15 protein-coding genes are annotated in these 16,204 nt (G+C 59.2%); 11 read left to right on the top strand and 4 right to left on the bottom strand.

Annotation, left to right across the window (positions count from 1 at the left end; genetic code table 11):
• Window position 1: 1 nt before the first annotated feature.
• From radA to ABNT42_RS03725, 4 genes are all read left to right on the top strand, one after another.
• On the top strand, window positions 2–1,378 hold the full coding sequence (radA, locus tag ABNT42_RS03740) for a DNA repair protein RadA (RefSeq protein ID WP_348694195.1): 1,377 nt from the start codon (window positions 2–4) through the stop codon (window positions 1,376–1,378).
• Window positions 1,379–1,480: 102 nt separating this feature from the next.
• A complete protein-coding gene (locus ABNT42_RS03735) occupies window positions 1,481–1,801 on the top strand; it encodes a PilZ domain-containing protein (RefSeq protein ID WP_348694192.1) in 321 nt (106 codons plus the stop codon).
• A gap of 123 nt (window positions 1,802–1,924) precedes the next feature.
• Window positions 1,925–3,298: a flagellar filament capping protein FliD gene (gene fliD / locus ABNT42_RS03730; RefSeq protein WP_348694189.1), complete on the top strand. Its 1,374-nt coding sequence runs from the start codon at window positions 1,925–1,927 to the stop codon at window positions 3,296–3,298.
• A 129-nt stretch (window positions 3,299–3,427) separates the two neighbouring features.
• Complete coding sequence (locus ABNT42_RS03725; RefSeq protein WP_348694187.1) at window positions 3,428–4,528, top strand: polyamine ABC transporter substrate-binding protein; 1,101 nt, start codon at window positions 3,428–3,430, stop codon at window positions 4,526–4,528.
• Between the two features lie 301 nt (window positions 4,529–4,829).
• Here ABNT42_RS03725 and sixA read toward each other — a convergent pair whose 3' ends face one another.
• Window positions 4,830–5,297, bottom strand: coding sequence for a phosphohistidine phosphatase SixA (gene sixA / locus ABNT42_RS03720; protein WP_348694184.1), 468 nt, complete (start codon window positions 5,295–5,297; stop codon window positions 4,830–4,832).
• A 1-nt stretch (window position 5,298) separates the two neighbouring features.
• Window positions 5,299–7,395: a polyphosphate kinase 1 gene (gene ppk1, locus ABNT42_RS03715; protein ID WP_348694181.1), complete on the bottom strand. Its 2,097-nt coding sequence runs from the start codon at window positions 7,393–7,395 to the stop codon at window positions 5,299–5,301.
• A 299-nt stretch (window positions 7,396–7,694) separates the two neighbouring features.
• On the opposite strand from ppk1, the gene pstS reads away from it, so the two are divergent.
• The 7 genes from pstS (at window position 7,695) to phoR (ending at window position 14,390) form a co-directional block, all read left to right on the top strand.
• Window positions 7,695–8,741, top strand: a complete 1,047-nt coding sequence (gene pstS, locus ABNT42_RS03710; protein ID WP_348694179.1) for a phosphate ABC transporter substrate-binding protein PstS — start codon at window positions 7,695–7,697, stop codon at window positions 8,739–8,741.
• A gap of 145 nt (window positions 8,742–8,886) precedes the next feature.
• Complete coding sequence (gene pstC / locus ABNT42_RS03705; protein WP_348694441.1) at window positions 8,887–9,888, top strand: phosphate ABC transporter permease subunit PstC; 1,002 nt, start codon at window positions 8,887–8,889, stop codon at window positions 9,886–9,888.
• On the top strand, window positions 9,885–10,742 hold the full coding sequence (pstA, locus tag ABNT42_RS03700; RefSeq protein WP_348694176.1) for a phosphate ABC transporter permease PstA: 858 nt from the start codon (window positions 9,885–9,887) through the stop codon (window positions 10,740–10,742). The genes pstC and pstA overlap by 4 nt, the downstream gene beginning before the upstream one ends.
• A gap of 20 nt (window positions 10,743–10,762) precedes the next feature.
• Entirely contained in the window at window positions 10,763–11,581 is an 819-nt protein-coding gene (gene pstB / locus ABNT42_RS03695; protein ID WP_348694173.1) for a phosphate ABC transporter ATP-binding protein PstB, read from the top strand.
• Window positions 11,582–11,618: 37 nt separating this feature from the next.
• Window positions 11,619–12,332 (top strand): phosphate signaling complex protein PhoU, encoded by a 714-nt coding sequence (gene phoU / locus ABNT42_RS03690; protein WP_348694171.1) that lies wholly within the window; start codon window positions 11,619–11,621, stop codon window positions 12,330–12,332.
• 42 nt (window positions 12,333–12,374) lie between these two features.
• Window positions 12,375–13,064: a response regulator gene (locus ABNT42_RS03685; protein ID WP_155433651.1), complete on the top strand. Its 690-nt coding sequence runs from the start codon at window positions 12,375–12,377 to the stop codon at window positions 13,062–13,064.
• 12 nt (window positions 13,065–13,076) lie between these two features.
• On the top strand, window positions 13,077–14,390 hold the full coding sequence (phoR, locus tag ABNT42_RS03680) for a phosphate regulon sensor histidine kinase PhoR (RefSeq protein WP_348694169.1): 1,314 nt from the start codon (window positions 13,077–13,079) through the stop codon (window positions 14,388–14,390).
• A gap of 22 nt (window positions 14,391–14,412) precedes the next feature.
• Here the strand turns inward: phoR and ABNT42_RS03675 are convergent, their stop codons facing one another.
• Complete coding sequence (locus ABNT42_RS03675; protein ID WP_348694166.1) at window positions 14,413–15,309, bottom strand: CPBP family glutamic-type intramembrane protease; 897 nt, start codon at window positions 15,307–15,309, stop codon at window positions 14,413–14,415.
• A 62-nt stretch (window positions 15,310–15,371) separates the two neighbouring features.
• Window positions 15,372–16,193, bottom strand: a complete 822-nt coding sequence (locus tag ABNT42_RS03670; RefSeq protein WP_348694162.1) for a MipA/OmpV family protein — start codon at window positions 16,191–16,193, stop codon at window positions 15,372–15,374.
• Between the last annotated feature and the right edge of the window lie 11 nt (window positions 16,194–16,204).

Raw genomic sequence — 16,204 nt, 5'->3', positions numbered from 1 at the left:
CATGGCCAAGGCAAAGACCCAGTACACCTGCAGTGAATGCGGTGCCATTGCGAACAAGTGGACGGGGCAGTGCAGTTCATGCCAGCAGTGGAACAGCATGGTGGAAACGCTGGTGGAAACGGGCGGTAATAACCGCTATTCCCAGCCCCAGCATCAGTCACTGGCGCAGACGGCACCCGTGCTGTCGCTGGCCGATATCGAAGCCATCGACGTGCCCCGTTTCGGCACGGGCATCGAAGAGTTTGACCGGGTGCTGGGCGGTGGGCTGGTGGCGGGCGGAGTGGTGCTGATCGGCGGCGATCCCGGTATCGGCAAATCCACATTGTTGCTGCAGGCGCTGGCCAATGTGTCGCACCTGAAGAAAGTGCTGTATGTGAGTGGCGAGGAGTCGGGTGCGCAGATCGCCTTGCGCGCCAAGCGGCTGGCCATCGATGCGCGCGAACTCAAGCTGCAGGCCGAGATCCAACTGGAAAAGATCCTCGCCACGCTGGCCGATCTGAAGCCTGAAGTGGCCGTGATCGATTCGATCCAGACACTGTATTCGGATGCCCTGAGCTCCGCCCCCGGTTCGGTGGCGCAGGTGCGCGAGTGCGCGGCCCAGCTGACCCGCGTGGCTAAACAGACCGGCATCACCATCATACTGGTCGGTCACGTGACGAAAGAGGGCGCGTTGGCCGGCCCGCGCGTGCTTGAGCACATCGTCGATACCGTGCTGTATTTCGAAGGTGATAGCCATTCCAGCTTCCGGCTGGTGCGTGCCATTAAGAATCGTTTTGGTGCCGTCAATGAACTGGGCGTGTTCGCGATGACGGAAAAAGGCCTGAAAGGTGTTTCCAATCCGTCCGCGCTATTCCTGTCCCAGCATGATAATCAGGTGCCCGGCTCGTGCGTGATGGTGACGCAGGAAGGCACCCGTCCACTGCTGGTGGAAATTCAGGCACTGGTCGATGCCAGCCATCAGCCTAATGCGCGCCGCCTGTCGGTGGGGCTGGAGCAGAACCGGCTGGCCATGCTGCTGGCTGTGCTGCACCGTCACGCCGGCATTGCTGCCTTCGATCAGGATGTGTTCATCAATGCCGTGGGCGGGGTGAAGATTACCGAACCGGCGGCCGATCTGGCGGTGCTGCTGGCGATTAATTCTTCCATGCGCAACAAGCCGCTGCCGCGTGGTTTTGTGGTGTTCGGCGAGGTGGGGCTGGCCGGTGAAATCCGTCCGGCGCCGCGCGGGCAGGAACGCTTGCGCGAAGCGGCCAAGCTGGGCTTCTCGATCGCCATGATCCCCAGCTCGAACGCGCCCAAGCAGGCCATCGAGGGCATGACTATCCTGGCAGTCGACCGCATCGATGATGCCTTCACCAAGCTGCGCGAAATCCAGTAAACCTGTATTGTTATGGTTTGCCCGCTACGGGCTATCAATACTGGGAAAAAGAGTGAATTGCAGCAGAAAACGCTGCAAAAAGTTAGTACAAAGGATAGGAAATTGTTAGCCGATCAACGAGCTGTGCCGCGTAAGATACTGAGAGCAAAAGTGATGGTGGCGATGGACGGTATGCCGCCACTTCAGGGACGTACCATCGATATCTGCCCGCAAGGGCTGTCGCTGCATTTTGACCACAAACTCAATCCCGGCCAGATGGGCCAGATGATGTACGAGATTTTTCTCGACGGTAAAGCGCAGGTGCTGACCTGTCGCTGCAAAGTCAATCACTGCATCTTCAGTGGTGATCAGTTCAAGATCGGTTTCCAGTTCATCAATCCGGATGCGGCTGTCACGGCGGCGATTGCCAAATACATGCGCTAGGCCGCTGTGACTGGCCTGAGCGTGGCCAGTCACCCGAGCAGAGCGGCGAACGCCGTTCTGCTTGCAGCTTTAAAAAATCCATCATGTTGCATACTATGTAAGTAATACTGATCGGATCTCACCATGGCCACCTCCACCATCAATACCGCCACTACCAGTAGCGGGACTTCGCTGTCTACCGACGTCTATAATCGCGTCCAGAAAACCATGTCGGCCCAGAACGGGGTGGCGACCAAGCTGAACACGGCACTCAAGGCTGACCAGACCAAGCTGTCCGGACTGGGGCAATTGAAAAGTGCACTATCCGCGTTCCAGACGCTGGCGGCCAGCCTCAGTGGCGGCGGTCTGAGTACCAGTGCCAATGTTTCGGCCAAGTCGGTGCTGACGGCCAGTAGCAGCGGTGCCGCCAAGGCCGGAACGTATGCACTCGATATCAAGCAACTGGCACAGGGCCAGTTCCTCACCAGCGACGCTTTTTCGGCCTCGGATAGCAAGCTGGGCAGCGGCGCCGTGACGACGGTAAAAATCGATTTCGGTACGGCCGGAGCCAAAGGCTTTACCGTGAATGGCAGCACGGCCAGCAAAGCCATTACCATCGATAGCAGCAACAACACGCTGGACGGGATAGCCGCTGCACTCAAGGCGGCCGGGGTCGATGCCAAGGTGGTCAAGGATGAAGATGGTAAATATGCGCTGGCGCTGACAGGCGCCAGTGGTGCCGCCAACAGCATGCGTATCAGCGTGTCGGGCGATGCTGCGCTGAAAAGCCTGCTGAGCTTCGATCCGGATGGTACACAGAAACTCAAGCAGGGCGCTGCCGCCAGCGATGCCGTGCTGACGGTAGGGGACAAGCAGATTACCAATGCCAGCAATACGCTGGACAAGGCAATTGCCGGCCTGACATTGAAACTGACGGGCACCGGCAAGACCGATGTGACGGTGACGCAGGACGCCAGCCAGATCGGCAATAACCTGAAATCTTTTGTCTCGGCCTATAACGAACTGAACAAGAAGCTGCAGGCCTTGCAGAAAGGCGATCTGAAAAACGATACGGCGCTCAATCAGGCCATCAGCCAGTTCAACACGCTGCTCAAATCGGGGGGCGGGGTGTCGCAGTCGGCCCTGACGGCGGCCGGGCTGGGTCAGGATGCCAGCGGTAATCTGGTGCTCGACGATAAGAAACTGCAGGCGGCTCTGAAAACCGATGCGGCGGCCGTCACCAAGCTATTTACCAACGAAGGCCGCGGTCTGGCCGATCTGCTGGCCAGTCAGGCCGGTAGTCTGTCGGGCGATAGCAGCGCGCTGAAGCGGGAAACCACGCTGGTCAGCAAGGAAATCACCAGCATCAATGCCAAACGGGCCAGCCTGAGCAAGGCGCTGACGGCGCAGGCCACGGCGCTGGCAGCGCTCTACACAGCGCAGGCGCAGACGGGCTCCGGCTCGGCCGTCAACGGCAGTGCCGGCAGCGCCGGTACGCTGTTCGACATGCTGGGCTGAGCCAGCGAGGGCCGCCTGGCTGGCCCGCTGCCTCCCTATTTAGGCGCTTTTTTCTACAGAACTCCTTGCATCCCCGCCAGCTATGCCCGATCATTCGGGCTAGTGATCGATTCCTATTTTGGAGGTGTTATGGCAGGGAAGTTCGTTGGCGGTCTGATGCTGGCAGCCGGTCTGATGGCAGGTGCAGCGCAGGCGCAAGAGGAAAAAGTCCTCAATATCTACAACTGGTCGGACTATATTGCCGACGATACCGTGAAAAACTTTGAAAAAGAGACCGGTATCAAAGTCCGTTATGACCTGTTTGATAACAACGAGATTCTGAATTCCAAGCTGACGGCGGGCAAGTCGGGCTACGATATCGTGGTGCCGACCGCGCAATGGGCCCGTCTGCAGATCGATGCCAAGCTGCTGCGCAAGCTGGACAAGAGCAAGCTGCCTAACCTGAAGAACATGGATCCCGCGATTCAGGCCAAGCTGGCCAGCATTGATCCGAACAACGAATACCTGATCGACTGGCTGTGGGGCTATACCACGGTTGGTATCAATGTGAACAAGGTCAAGGCGGCGCTGGGTGGCATGCCGATGCCGGATAATGCCTGGGATCTGATTTTCAACCCGAAATATGCGGCCAAGCTGAAGTCGTGCGGGGTGTCCTTCCTCGATTCGCCGTCCGAAGTGCTGCCGGCCGCGCTGATCTATCTGGGCAAACCGGCCTACTCGAAGAACGCGGCCGACTACACGGAAGCGGGCAAGTTGCTGCAGTCCATCCGTCCTTACGTGACGCTGTTCAGTTCTTCCGGCTATATCAATGACATGGCCAATGGCGCGGTCTGCGTGGCGCTGGGCTGGTCCGGTGACATCAATATCGCCCGTCAGCGCGCCATCGACGCCAAGAACGGCAATGTGATCGAAGTGCTGGTGCCTAAGACCTCGGCCGCGCTGGTGTTCGACACCATGGCGATACCGGCTGATGCGCCCCATCCGAACAATGCCCACCTGTGGATGAACTACATCATGCGTCCGGAAGTGCATGCCAGCCTGACCAACAAGGTGTTCTATGCCAACCCGAACTCGGCCAGCGTGAAATTCGTGCGCAAGGATATTGCCAGCAACCATACGGTGTTCCTGACCGATGCCGACAAGCAGCGCATGGCCGCGCCGGAAGCTGTTCCGGCCGATATCCGCCGCAGCATTACCCGCATCTACACCAAGTTCAAGACCGGCATGTAATTAGCCCCAGCGGAGCCGCGTTCTGCGGTTCCGCGCAAAACAAAGGCGCCGGCAGTGGTAAGCTGCGGGCGCCCGTCAGGCTCTAGGCCGGTGTGGCTATTCGTGATAGCGGTCTGTCAGTTTGTGTTTGCTGCCGCGCATTTCGACAATAATCTCATACACGACTAGGGCGATCATTCCGCCGAAGATCCCCATGGTGAGCAAGGTGAACATGCGATCCTCCCTCCGGTTGATACGCTTTCACTCTAGCAGCCAATTGCCGTTTTACAAGGTTAATTGTTTGCGTTAGCTCAGCCTGTCTTCATTTCATCACGAGGTCGGCGGCCATCACGGCTTTCAGGTACAGGCTGGCCGGATCGCCGGCATCGTGCTGGCAGAACCACCATGCGCTGGCCTTGCGCATTTCCCAATCCATATCCTCGCCCGTCATGAGCAGGGCCGCCACCTGTCCCAGCGTGGGCTGATGGCCCACTACCAGCACGGAATCCTTGTTGGCCGGCCAGTTGGCCGCTTTCAGGATGTCGGTGGCATCGGCGCCGGGGGCCAGATCGTTGTGGATGCGGTATTTACGCCCCAGCGCTTCGGCCGTCTGCAGCGTGCGGATGGCGGGGCTGACCAGTACCTTGCAGCTATCGGGCAGTTGCGAGCCCAGCCACTGCCCCATGCGGCGTGCCTGTTTCTGGCCTTTGCCCGTCAGCGCACGTTCCAGATCGGACATGCCCGGCTCAGGGTCTTCCGCTTCCGCGTGGCGCCACAGGATCAGATCCATCTCAGTCCTCCAGTTGCGGGCTAGGTGTGCCCAGCGTTGCCATCAGGTGCTGCTGCGCGCTCAGGGCGGCCTGTTTGGCGCGCGGCTTGCGGCGCTGGTAGTGCCCGTTAGGTTCCAGTTCCCAGGCGTTAGTGTTGTCCTTGAGGTAAGGATTTAACCCTTCCGCCAGCACCCGCCGTTTGAGTTGCTTATCCAGTACGGGGAAAGCCACTTCGATACGGCGGAACAGATTACGGCTCATCCAGTCGGCACTGGCCAGCAGGATGTCGTGCGCCAGATCGTTGCGGAAATAGTAGATCCGGCTGTGCTCGAGGAAGCGGCCTATGATGGAACGTACGCGGATGTTTTCCGACAGCCCCGGCACGCCGGGCTTGAGGGTACAGGCGCCACGCACGATCAGATCGATCTTTACGCCATCCTTGGACGCAGCATATAGCGCGCGGATCACCGATTCGTCGACCAGTGCATTAATCTTCACTATAATCCGCGCCGGCCGTCCCGCGCGCGCGATACGTGCTTCGTTGCGGATCGCCTTGATGATTTCGTTCTGCAGCGCGAATGGTGCCAGCCACAGATGCGATAAACGGTGCGGTTTGGTCAGGCTGGTCAGGTGGATGAACACTTCGTTGACTTCGCGTGCAATGCCGTCGTGGCAGGTGAGCAGGCCGAAGTCGGTATAGAACTTGGTGGTGCTGGGGTGGTAGTTGCCCGTGCCGAGGTGGGCGTAGTAGCGCAGTTTGTGGCCTTCGCGGCGGATCACCAGTGCGACCTTGGCGTGGGTTTTCAGCCCCACCACACCGTACACCACCTGTGCGCCGGCCTGTTCCAGCTTGTCGGCCCAGTTAATATTGGCTTCTTCGTCGAAGCGGGCTTTGAGTTCGACGATGACGGTGACTTCTTTACCCTGCTGGGCCGCCAGTATCAGCGATTCCATCAGGTCCGAGTTCATGCCGGTGCGGTAGATGGTCTGCTTGATGGCCACCACATGGGGATCGGTCGCCGCGCTGCGGATGAAATCGATAACGGTCTGGAAAGTCTGGTAAGGGTGGTGCAGCAGAATATCGTGCTGGCGCAGTTCGGCAAAAATATCGAGGTTGGCATTTTTGCGTGCATTGCCCGGGATGAAGGGCGGGAAACGCAGCGCCGGTTTGTTGACGTGCTCGGTAATTTCCGTCAGTCGCACCAGATTCACGGGGCCATTCACCGCATACAGGCGGCTCTGGTCGAGACCGAACTGGTTGAGCAGGAACTGCGACAGTTCGGGCGGGCAGTTCATGGCTACTTCCAGCCGTACCGATTTGCCGAACTGGCGGCCTTGCAGCTCGCCCTTCAAGGCCTGACGCAGGTTCTTGACTTCATCTTCATCCACCCACAGATCACTGTCGCGGGTGACGCGGAACTGCGAGTAGGCCAGTACCTCGCGGCCGGCAAACAGGTCGGAGATGTGAGCGTGGATCACCGAGGACAGCAGGCAGAACGAGATGCCGCCATTGTCCGACAGGTGATCGGGCAGACGGATAATCCGCGGCAGCACGCGTGGCGCTTTGACGATGGCAATCGCCGTGCCGCGGCCGAAAGCATCTTTGCCGGACAGCGAGACGATGAAATTCAGACTCTTGTTGACCACCTGCGGGAACGGGTGGGCCGGATCGAGCCCGATCGGCGTCAGCAGGGGGCGCACCTCATTATCGAAATATTCCTTGACCCAGGCGCGCTGGGCTTCGTTGCGTTCGTTGTGGCGCACCAGATGCACGCCCGCTTCGGCCAGCTGGGGCAGTACTTCCTGATTGAGGATTTCATACTGGTGTTCTACCAGTGCATGGCATTCGTCGCTGATGCGGTTCAGTGTGGCGACCAGAGCAGGGTGGTTGGACAGGGTGCCGTCGATGGTGCCGGCGGCCAGCAGGCTGGCCACCCGTACTTCGAAGAATTCATCCAGATTGCTGCTGGCGATGCACAGATAGCGCAGCCGCTCCAGCAGGGGAATCGAGCGGTCTTCCGCCTGCGCCAGCACGCGCCGGTTGAACATCAGTTGCGAAATTTCCCGGTCGAGGAAGGCGGAGGTCTTGCTTACATCTGCGGACAGGTCTGGCTTCATGACTTTTTGTTCACTTTGCAATTATTGCATTTTACGCCGAGTGACGTAAATGTTGTCAGTGTAAGCATCAAATATGACAAGTCCGTGACATAGCCTGTCATAAAAGTCTGTCATAAACCATGAAATATGACAGCGCTGACTGTCATATTAGTCCCCTTGCGGCGAACTTTTCATAGTGGGCACCGTCTATTTCGCTAGAGCCGGAGGAAAAATCAGGTTTTTTTGTTGATGTCATAAAGCTGTCACAAACGCTGGTTAGACTGCGCAGCATCCTAACCCGTCATAACAAAGGACTTGATATGCGACTGAAACATCTGTTTTCCTCTCTGGTAGTTGGCGCGGCTGCTGTAATGGCATTCTCGTCCGCTGCACACGCCGCCGATATGACCGGCGCCGGCGCAACCTTCCCATACCCTATCTATGCGAAATGGGCGGAAGCGTACAAGGCCAGCACCGGTAACGGTCTGAACTACCAGTCGGTCGGCTCGGGCGCCGGCATCAAACAGATCAAAGCTAAAACCGTGGACTTCGGTGCTTCCGACATGCCGCTGAAAGTCGAAGACCTGGATGCCGAAGGCCTGATGCAGTTCCCTGCCATCATGGGTGGCGTGGTGACCGTGGTGAATCTGGACGGCGTAACCCCTGGCCAGCTGAAACTGACCGGCCCTGTGGTGGCTGACATATATCTGGGCAAGATCACCAACTGGAACGCACCGGAAATCGCTGCCCTGAATCCAGGCGTGAAGATTCCTGCTGGCGAAATCACCGTGGTACACCGCGCTGACGGCTCCGGTACTTCCTTCCTGTTCACCGACTACCTGTCGAAAACCAGCCCAGCCTTCAAGACCCAGATCGGTGCTGGCACCGCTGTGAAGTGGGTGGTAGGTGTAGGCGGTAAAGGTAACGAAGGCGTTGCTGCCAACGTTCAGCGTATCAAGGGTTCGATCGGCTACGTCGAGTGGGCTTACGCCAAGAAGAACAAAATGTCGCACACCCAGCTGAAAAACAAGGATGGCAACTTCCTGCAGCCGGATGATGACTTCTTCAAAGCCGCTGCTGCCAATGCAGAATGGACCAAGACCCCGGGCTTCGGCGTCGTTCTGACCGATCAGGCCGGCAAGAACTCGTGGCCTATCACCGGCGTGTCCTTCATCCTGATGCACAAAGCACAGGCCGATGCAGCCAAAGGCAAGGAAGTCATCAAGTTCTTCGACTGGGCCTTCAAAAATGGCGGCACCGCAGCTACCGAACTGGACTATGTACCACTGCCAGCAGCTGTTGTGAAACAAGTACAGGACGCATGGAAAGCCAACCTGAAAGACGCTTCGGGTAAAGCAATCTACTAATCCTTGGTCCCCTTCGCTGCTCTGGCGGCGAGGGGGTTAGCCTGCGCTACCCGACCGGGTGGCGCAGGCTAGCTTCCATCGACGAGATCACAACATGAGTGCTGATATCACTTCCACGCCCTTGAATAACAACGAGCCTGCACAGATGGCCACAGCCCAAACTACTCTCACTAGCGATGCCGAACAGGCCGCCCAGCGTGCCATGCACCGCACCATGCGCAACCAGCGCATTCAGGATTTCTTCTTCCACAAAACCACCATGCTGTTCGCGCTGTCCGTGCTGGCGGTGCTGCTGGGGATTATCGCCTCGCTGATGGTGGGCGCATGGCCGGCCTTCAAAGAATTTGGCCCCCGCTTCATCACCACGGTGGAATGGGACCCCGTCAATGACCAGTACGGCGCGGCAATCGCCATCGTCGGCACGCTGGCCACTTCCGGCATCGCACTGCTGATCGCTTTCCCTGTCAGCTTCGGCATTGCCCTGTTCCTGACCGAAATCTGCCCGACCCCGCTGCGCCGCCCGCTGGGTACGGCAGTGGAACTGCTGGCCGGTATTCCTTCCATCATCTACGGCATGTGGGGGCTGTTCGTGTTTGCCCCGCTGTTCGGCGACTATGTGCAGCCACTGATGAAAAGCGTACTGGGCCCGCTGCCCATCATCGGCCAGTTCTTTACCGGCCCTACCATGGGCATCGGTATCCTGACGGCGGCGCTGATTCTGGCCGTGATGATTATCCCTTTCATTTCTTCGGTGATGCGCGATGTGTTCGAAATCGTGCCCGCCGTGCTGAAGGAGTCGGCATACGGTCTGGGTTGCACGCGCTGGGAAGTGGTGCGCAAGATTGTGCTGCCATACACCAAGACCGGTGTGGTGGGCGGTGTGATGCTGGGTCTGGGCCGCGCGCTGGGTGAAACCATGGCCGTGACCTTCGTGATCGGTAACGCCAACAAGCTGTCGTGGTCGCTGTTCGCGGCCGGTAACTCGATCGCATCCACGCTGGCCAACGAGTTCGCCGAATCGGATACGCCACTGCACACGTCCTCGTTGTTCGCACTGGCGCTGATCCTGTTCGTGATTACCTTTATCGTTCTGTCCGCCGCCAAGCTGATGCTGGCTGGCATGTCTCGCAAGGAAGGCGTCAAATGAAGCAAGTTATGAATCCGGTGTACCGCAAGCGTCTGCGCATGCACCGCATCGGCATCGCGCTGTCGGTGGGCGCCATGTCTATCGGCCTGCTGGTGCTGGCGTGGATATTGATCACGCTGGCCATCAAAGGTTTCGGTGCACTGAGTATTAATATGTTCACCCAGACCACGCCGGCCCCCGGTAGCGAAGGCGGCGGCCTCATGAATGCTATCTTCGGCACGGTGATGATCGTCAGCCTGTCGACCCTGATCAGCACGCCGATCGGTATTCTGGCCGGCATCTATCTGGCCGAGTACGGCGAAGAAAACAAGGTGGCCAATCTGACCCGCTTTGTGACCGACATCATGCTGTCGGCGCCGTCCATCGTGATCGGTATGTTCGTCTGGGCCATGTACGTGGCGACGGCCAAGCACTACTCGGGCTACGCTGGTTCCATCGCACTGGCGCTGATCGCCGTGCCGGTGGTGGTGCGTACTACCGACAATATGCTGCGACTGGTGCCGAACAGCCTGCTGGAAGCCGCCTTCGCACTGGGCGCGCCACGCTGGAAAGTAGCGCTGATGGTGCGTCTGCGTGCCGTGAAAGCCGGTGTCATCACCGGTGTGCTGCTGGCGGTTGCCCGTATCTCGGGCGAGACGGCACCGCTGCTGTTCACCGCGCTGAACAACCAGTTCTTCAGCGCCGACATGAACGGCCCGATGGCCAACCTGCCGGTAGTGATCTACGGCTTCGCCATGAGCCCTTACGATAACTGGCGTGACCTGGCGTGGGGCGGTGCCCTGCTGGTGACGTTCAGCGTGCTGGCGCTGAACATCCTGTCGCGTACTGTGTTTAGCCAGAAACAACCGAATTAATCTGATAGAGCGAAACCTACATGAATACCCAATTGAGCGCAGAAAACGTGGTAGCTAGCCAGAATAGTGTGGCCGTGAACGGCAAACCGAAAATCATCGAAATCAAAGGTCTGAATTTCTTCTACGGTAAGAGCCAGAGCCTGCACAACGTCAACCTCGACATCCATGAGAAGCAGGTGACGGCCTTCATCGGCCCGTCCGGTTGCGGCAAATCGACCCTGCTGCGCACCCTGAACCGCATGTATGACCTGTATCCGGGACAGCGTGCCGAAGGCCAGATTCTGTATCGCGGCCATAACATTCTGGAAGGCACGCAGGACGTCAACATGCTGCGCGCCAAGGTCGGCATGGTGTTCCAGAAGCCGACCCCGTTCCCGATGTCGATCTACGACAATATCGCCTTCGGTGTGCGTCTGTATGAAGATCTGTCGAAAGGCGAGATGGACGAGCGGGTGGAATGGGCGCTGAAAAAGGCTGCGCTGTGGACTGAAGTAAAGGACAAGCTGGGCAAGAGCGGTCTGTCGCTGTCCGGCGGCCAGCAACAGCGTCTGTGCATTGCCCGCGGTGTGGCCGTAAAACCGGACGTGCTGCTGCTGGACGAACCGACCTCGGCACTGGACCCGATCTCGACCTCGAAAGTGGAAGAACTGATCAGCGAACTGAAAGGTGATTACACCATCGCCATCGTCACCCACAATATGCAGCAGGCTGCCCGTTGCTCGGACTACACGGCTTATATGTATCTGGGTGAGCTGGTGGAATTCGGCGAGACTGACCAGATCTTCATGAATCCTGCCCGTAAGGAAACCCAGGATTACATCACCGGCCGTTTCGGCTGATCAACCTTATAATACCCATACGATTACGGAGAGCAGCATGATCGGTGAGCATTCATCCAAACAGTACGACAACGAATTAGAATCCATCCGCTCCAAGGTATTGCTGATGGGCGGCATCGTCGAGAACCAGTTCCTTGACGCCATGACCTGCTTCCGCATTGGCAACCCTGAGCGGGCCGATCGCGTGATGCGCGAAGACGACGCCGTCAACCAGCTGGAAGTGTCGCTGGATGACGCCTGCAGCCACCTGATCGTGCGCCGTCAGCCTGCTGCCAACGATCTGCGCACCATCATGGCCACCATCAAGGTGATCACCGATCTGGAACGCATAGGCGATGAAGCCACCAAGATCGCCCGTATCGCCAAGGCGCTGCATGCGCGCGGCGCGGTCACGGTGAGCCACTATGAAATGGTGCGTGGCATCGCCACCAACGCCAGCGATATGCTGCACGATGCGCTCGACGCGTTTGCCCGCAACGACGGCAAGCGCGCCTTGCAGCTGATTGCACAGGATGCCGTGATCGATCACGAATTCCGTTCCATCATGCGTAACCTGATTACCTTTATGATGGAAGATCCCCGTACCATTTCGGCAGCGCTCGATACGCTGTGGGTGGCCAAGGCGATCGAACGGATCGGCGATCACGCCAAGAATATTGCGGAATATGTGATCTACGTGGTCGATGGCAAGGATATCCGCCACACCAAAACTGCGCAGATCGAAAACAGCGCCCCGGAGCAGGCGGAATAAACTGCCGCCACGGACAGCGCAATAACTATAAAATAAAGAGCTATGGCATCTGATAAAACTACCATTCTGATCGTCGAGGATGAGCCGGCGATTGTCGAACTGGTGACCTTCTCCCTGCGCGAAGCAGGCTGGAACTGTGTTGCGGTACAAAGCTGCGGCGAAGCGTGGGACTTTCTGCAGACCCGCACGCCGCAACTGATACTGCTGGACTGGATGCTGCCCGACCAGACCGGCCTGCGTTTGCTGACGCGTATCCGCGCCGACCGCCACTTCAACGAGATCCCCGTCATCATGCTGACGGCGAAGAGTATGGAAGAGGACAAGCTGGCCGGCCTGAATAACGGCGCCGACGATTACATCACCAAACCGTTCTCGCCACGCGAACTGCTGGCCCGTGCCAAGGCGCTGTTGCGGCGCAAGGCGCCCGAGCATGCCCAGGCCACCATGCGCGCGGCCAACGTGGTGCTCGATCCCGTCAGCTGCACGGTGATGATGGACCAGCAGAAGATCGACATCGGCCATGCCGAATACAAGCTGCTGAAGTTCCTGCTGGCCCACCCCGAACGAGTCTTCTCGCGTAGCCAGTTGCTCGATAAGGTCTGGGGCGACCATGTGGTGATCGAGGAGCGCACGGTGGATGTGCATGTGCTGCGTCTGCGTAAGGCGCTCAAGGAAGCCGAGCATTTGATCAAGACGGTGCGTAGCGTCGGCTACATGCTGTCGGAAAAATAGAAAGCGAGACGGATGAATCCCAAGTTGCTGTTCTGGGTGCCGGCGGCGCTGCGCAGCGCCATCATACTGGGCGGGTGCGCCACGCTGGGCTGGCTGTTTGGCTGGATAGAGGGACTGGTGCTGGCGCTGGGCGCCATGATCGTGATGGTGTTTGTCCAGCTATCCTATCTTTACCAGTTGAGTAACTGGCTGGACGATCCGCAGAGTGCCAAGCTGCCCGATGGCTGGGGCGCGTGGACCAGCATCTTCTCGCGGCTGTACAAGATGCGGCGCGAAGACGAGAAGAATCAGGCCGAACTGACGGAATGGCTGGCGCGCTTCCGTCAGGCCATGCACCTGCTGCCCGATGGCGTGGTGATCATGGACGATGTGCTGTTCCTCGAATGGTGCAATCCCGCCGCCGAAAAGCATCTGGGACTGACCCATGAGCGCGACAAGGGGATGCGCGTGACCAATCTGGTGCGCAATCCCGATTTCATGGATTACATCATTCTCGGCCGCTACGATCAGCCGCTGACCATCAGTTTCCGCGACCGCAAGCTGATCGTGCAAATCATCCCGTTCGAAAACCGCCGCCAGATTCTGGTCACGCACGATGTGACGGAGAGCGAGCGGATCGAAGAAATGCGGCGCGACTTTATCGCCAATGCATCGCACGAACTGCGTACGCCGCTGACCGTGATTGTGGGCTTCCTCGAAATCGCTGCCTCGGAAGGGCTGGATGCTGCGACGCGCAGCGCCCATCTGAAGCTGATGACGGAGCAGGGCCACCGCATGCAGCATCTGATCGAAGACATGCTGACGCTGTCACGGCTGGAGTCGGTGGATTATCCGCTGCGCGCCGAGCGGGTGGATGTGAAGCGGCTGGTGGAGCAGGTGCAGCGCGATGCTGAAGCGCTGTCTGCTGGCCGGCACGAGATCAGCATCACTATCGACGGCCCCGATGTCACCGGCAGCTACGAAGAATTGCATAGCGCTTTTGGTAATCTGGCCTCGAACGCGGTGCGCTACACGCCGGCAGGCGGCAAGATTCATCTGCTCTGGAAAGGCACGGAGAACGGTGCCAAGTTCATGGTGGAAGATACCGGCATCGGCATCAGCACCGAACACATCTCTCGCCTGACCGAGCGTTTCTACCGCGTCGACAAGAGCCGTTCGCGCGAGACGCAGGGTACGGGGCTGGGACTGGCCATCGTCAAGCACGTGCTGCTGCGCCATAGCAGCACGCTGCAGATCAAATCGGAAGCGGGCAAGGGCAGTACCTTCATCGTCTGCATGCCCAAGACGGCGCTCGTGCTGCCGCAGATCGAACTGCAACTGCACTAGGCTGCATCGGATTCAGGCCGGATTAGCCAGCCAGCGCGGGGTAGGTGAAGCCGATGAAGTGGACGGTGTTCACCAGCAGGTGCGTGGCAATTGCCGCTTCGATGCGCCCCGTGGCATGGTAGGCGTAAGCGTAGCCCACGCCAGCCAGTGCCGCCAGCGCGGCATAGGCGGCACCGCCGCCCAGATGGGCGGCGCCGAACAGCAGGGCGGATACCAGCACTGCCAGCAGACCGCACCAGCGTGCCTGTGGCCAGCATTGCTCCAGCCAGCGCGTCAGCTGGCCCTGTATCAGACCACGGAAGAAGGTCTCTTCCGCAATCACTGTAAAGAACAGATTCACCAAGATGAACTGCAGCGTATAGGCGGGCAGTTTGACATCGATGTGCACGAAGCCGCTAGCCAGCGCCGCTGCCATGACGGCCAGCACGGTGGCCGGAGCGATCACGGCGACCGAGCGCAGGGCAGTGCGTAACTGCGCCATGCTGCTCACGCGCTGGCTCACCAGTGCCAGCAGCACTAGTCCCACGCAGGCTTTGTCCAGATTGGCGTACTGGGTAAATGGCATCGCGTCCGGTGTAATCAGCACCCCTTTGAGCAGTACGGGATTCACGAAGCCCGGTACCTTGTGCATGGCTAGCGCCAGTGCCAGTAGCAGCGTGAGTAGGCCACCCGCGATACGCACAGCGCGCTGCGGTGCATCGGCGTAGGCCCGGGCCGATAGCAGCAGCGCCACCAAGGCCAGCCAGCCGGCGGCATGCAGTGCGCCCGCTATGCTGGCCCAGCCCAGTGCTAGCACGGCCATGACCAGCCAGCGCGGTATCTGTCGTCGGGGGGAGAGGGTAATCGCAGGCGCCCAGATGGTGCCGATGGCAGACATCAGGATCAGGGAATACGGGGCAGCGGTGATCAGAGCGAGCATAAACGGGAGCAGCACAGGCTGCAGGGTGTACGGCTCCCGATCATAACATTATGGCATCGCTTTTAGAACGAGTAGATCAGCCCCGTCATGATGATGGGCGCAGTGCGTCGTTTGGTCAGTGGGCTGTCGGCGGCATCGCCCGTCAAGGTCTTGACGCCGGCCACCGTATGCACCGACCACTGCTTGTCGATCACGTGGTTCCAGTTGACGGCCGCGCCCACGCTGGTGAAACCGGCCTTGGTCAGATAGGTGCTATAACCGGAGTACAGGGTCTGTCGTGGCGTCACGCCATAGTAGGTCTGCACATGTTTGTGGTCGCCGTATTCGGCCGAGATACCCAGTCCCACCTGATCGCTGGCGGTGGTCAGCAACTGCAGGCTGCTGCCCAGCGTGTAGGTATTGCCGTGGCCGCGCTGGCTCAGGTTCTGGGTCGTGGCCAGACTGACGCTGATGGCATCGAAGCGGTAGCTGGCATTGAGTACGGCCTGCACCGCACCTTTGATGTCGCCCATGCCCTTGAGGTCGTCCGAGCCGGAGAAGATCGTGCGTTTCTGATCGTCGCGTGCGCCGCCGTAACTGATGGCCGCACTTAGCTGCAGATTGTCCTGTGTGGTCTGGAAGCCGATGCCGCGCGTGCTGCTGATGAAGGCACCGTTGCTGAAGCTGCGCTCGAAGATAGGCAGCGGTACCAGACGGCTCTTTTTAGCGCCCGAGTATTCGGGCAGATAGGCCATTCCTGCGCCGAGGCGCATGGTGTCGCCACTGGTGCCGGCAACGGCAGGGCGTTCGTCCGTGCTGGTGCTGGCGAGCGGATCGGCGTGGCAGGGCATACTCAGCGCGCTGATGGCGCACAGGCTGGCGAAGGTGATGGCGACTGGCTTCATGGTTTCCTCGT

Source organism: Duganella fentianensis (assembly GCF_964031615.1).
GTDB classification, from domain to species: Bacteria; Pseudomonadota; Gammaproteobacteria; order Burkholderiales; family Burkholderiaceae_D; genus Rugamonas; species Rugamonas fentianensis_A.
Note: the sequence above shows the minus strand (reverse complement) of the source record. Positions and strands in the feature narration are given on the sequence as shown.